The organism is Streptomyces phyllanthi (assembly GCF_009377205.1).
Lineage (GTDB): Bacteria > Actinomycetota > Actinomycetes > Streptomycetales > Streptomycetaceae > Streptomyces > Streptomyces phyllanthi.
This window is the reverse complement of the sequence record NZ_VJZE01000688.1, coordinates 1-3,399: the sequence shown is the minus strand read 5'-3', so window position 1 is coordinate 3,399 and position 3,399 is coordinate 1. Positions and strand designations below refer to the sequence as shown.

The window sequence follows — 3,399 nt, the reverse complement described above, 5'->3', positions numbered from 1 at the left end:
CTTCGTCGGCAGCTTCAGATGGGTATAAGAGACAGCCGTGACCCCCCGCCCCCCGTCCGACGACAGTACGAAGAAGAACGGCGCCACCGAGAACGAGACCGTCGAAGACGAGACCACCGCGACCGCGAAGACCGCTGCGGCACAGGTGCCGACGGCGGGGAAGAAGGTGGCCAAGAAGGCGGCGGCGAAACGGACCGGGGTGAAGAAGACGGCAGCAGCAGCCAAGAAGACCACGGCGAAGAAGGCTCCGCCCAAGAAAACAGCGGTGAAGGCCACGCCGAAGAAGACCGCCGAGGACACGGCGGTCACGGAACAGGCCGGGCAGGCCGGGCAGGCCGGGCAGGCCGGGCAGGCCGGTGAGGGCACGGCCGTGGCGAAGAAGGCGGTTGCCAAGAAGAGCGTGGCCAAGAAGGCGGCGGCGAAGAAGACCGCGGCCAAGAAGACCGCCGTGAAGGAGACGGTCGCCAAGAAGGCCGTCGCCGACGAACCCGCTGCCACCAAAGCCGTCGCCGACGAACCGGCTGCCACCAAAGCCGTCGCCGACGAACCGGCTGCCACCAAAGCCGTCACCAAGAAGGCGGCTGCGAAGAGGACCGCAGCCAAGAAGACCGCCGTGAAGGAGACGGTCGCCAAGAAGGCGATCGCCGACAAGCCCGCTGCCACCAAAGCCGTCGCGGACGAACCCGCTGCCACCAAAGCCGTCACCAAGAAGGCGGCGGCGAAGAAGGCGGTTGCCAAGAAGGCCGTGGTCGGCAAGGCCGCTGCCACGAAGACGGCCGCGAAGAAGGTCGCGGCCAAGAAGATCACGGCCCAGGAGAGCGCCGCGGACGAGGCGGTGGCAGAGAAGACCGCCGCCAAGAAGACGACCGCCAGGAAAGCCACCGGCCAAGCGGCTGCCGCCAAGAAGGCCCCCGCCAAGCAGACCGCGGCCAAGCAGACCGCCGCCGAGCAGACGGCTGCGAAGAAGGCGGTGAGGCCGAAGAAGGTGGCCGAGGTGGTCCCTCGCGGCCCCGAGCCGGGAGGCCCGGAACCCATCACCACCGAACCCGTCGCGGCCGAATCCCTCACCGCGCGACCCGCCACCGCCGAACCCGTCGCCCGGATCCCCGAACCCAGGGCGGCGCAGCAGGAGCCCGGCCCGGAGACGACGTCACTCGTTCCCGAGCCACGGACCCCCTTCTCGCCGTCGGTCGAGGGTGGTGACCGGGAGCGGCTGCTCAGCGGTACGCACCACGATCCGCACTCCGTGCTGGGTGCGCATCCCGCGCCCGGCGGGGTGGTGTTCCGGGCGTTCCGGCCGTACGCGCTGGGGGTCACGGTCGTCACGGGCGAGCTGCGGGCCGAGCTGTACGACGACGGGGACGGGTTCTTCTCGGCCGTGCTGCCGCTCCAGGCCGTTCCCGCCTCGTACCGGCTGCTCATCACATACGAGGGGACGGTGCAGGAGGCCGAGGACGCGTACCGTTTCCTGCCCGCGATCGGGGAGCTGGACCTGCATCTGATCGGTGAGGGGCGGCACGAGGAGCTGTGGAAGGCGCTGGGTGCCGAGCCGATGGAGCACCAGGGCGTGACCGGCACCCGGTTCACCGTGTGGGCGCCGAACGCGCGCGGCGTGCGACTCGCCGGCACCTTCAACTACTGGGACGGCACGGGGTTCCCCATGCGCTCCCTCGGCTCCTCCGGGATCTGGGAGCTGTTCGTGCCGTCGATCGGTGAGGGTGAGCTGTACAAGTTCGAGATCACCCGGCCCGACGGGACGAGGACGCTGCGGGCGGACCCGCTGGCCCGCCGTACCGAGGCCCCGCCCAACACGTCCTCCGTGGTGCACGCGTCGCACTACGAGTGGGGCGACGCGGAGTGGCTGGCGCGCCGGGCGGACCGCCCGGCTCACGAGGCGCCGTTCTCGGTGTACGAGGTGCACCTGCCGTCCTGGCGCCCCGGGCTGACGTACCGCCAACTGGCCGAGCAGCTCCCGGCGTACGTGAAGGACCTCGGTTTCACGCATGTGGAGCTGCTGCCGGTCGCCGAGCATCCGTTCGGCGGCTCGTGGGGCTACCAGGTGACCGGGTTCTACGCGCCCACGGCCCGCCTCGGCACCCCCGACGACTTCAAGCTCCTCATCGACCGGCTCCACCAGGCCGGCATCGGGGTCCTGATGGACTGGGTGCCCGCCCACTTCCCGCGGGACGACTGGGCGCTCGCGGAGTTCGACGGGCGTCCGCTGTACGAGCACGAGGACCCCGCGCGGGCGGCGCATCCGGACTGGGGGACGCTGGAGTTCGACTACGGGCGCCGTGAGGTGCGGAACTTCCTGGTGGCCAACGCGGTGTACTGGTGCGAGGAGTTCCACATCGACGGCCTGCGCGTGGACGCCGTGGCCTCGATGCTCTACCTGGACTACTCGCGTGAGCCGGGGCAGTGGACGCCGAACGTGCACGGGGGCCGGGAGAACCTGGACGCGGTGGCGTTCCTGCAGGAGATGAACGCGACGGTGTACCGGCGTGAGCCGGGGGTCGTGACGATCGCGGAGGAGTCGACGGCGTGGGACGGCGTGACACGCGCCACGCACGATGTGGGTCCCGGCGGTTTCGGCGGCCTGGGCTTCGGGCTGAAGTGGAACATGGGCTGGATGCACGACTCGCTCGGCTATGTCTCCAAGGAGCCGGTCCACCGCAAGTACCACCACGACGAGATGACGTTCTCGATGGTGTACGCCTACAGCGAGAACTACGTGCTGCCGATCTCCCACGACGAGGTGGTCCACGGCAAGCGGTCGCTGGTGTCGAAGATGCCGGGCGACTGGTGGCAGCAGCGCGCCACCCATCGCGCGTACCTGGGCTTCATGTGGGCACACCCCGGCAAACAGCTCCTGTTCATGGGGCAGGAGTTCGCCCAGGGGGCGGAGTGGTCGGAGGCCCACGGTCCCGACTGGTGGCTGCTGGACCCGGCCTACGGCGCGGAGGCGGACCACCGTGGCGTACGCGACCTCGTCCGCGACCTCAATTCCGTGTACCGGGGAACTCCGGCCCTCTGGGAACGGGACACCGACCCCTCGGGCTTCGCGTGGATCGCGGGGGACGCGGCGGAGGACAACGTGTTCGCGTTCCTGCGCTTCGCGGCGGACGGTTCGCCGTTGCTCGCGGTGTCGAACTTCTCGCCTGTGGTGCGGCACGAGTACCGGGTGGGGGTGCCGGAGGATGTGCCCGCGTGGGATGAGGTGCTGAACACGGATGGTGCGGGGTACGGCGGTGGCGACGTCCGTAATCCGCACCCGGTGAAGCCCGAACCCCAACCGTGGCACGGCCGTGCGGCGAGCGTCCGTCTGACGCTGCCGCCCCTGGCAACGGTCTGGCTCCGCCCGGCGTGACTTTCCTCGCCCCCGCCGCCCCTACCCATTCC

At 70.1% G+C, this 3,399-nt stretch carries 1 protein-coding gene; it reads left to right on the top strand.

From position 1 onward, the window contains the following. Nucleotides 1-370 precede the first annotated feature (370 nt). Nucleotides 371-3,367, top strand: a complete 2,997-nt coding sequence (glgB, locus tag FNH04_RS43410; RefSeq protein ID WP_407704183.1) for a 1,4-alpha-glucan branching enzyme — start codon at nt 371-373, stop codon at nt 3,365-3,367. Nucleotides 3,368-3,399: the final 32 nt, after the last annotated feature.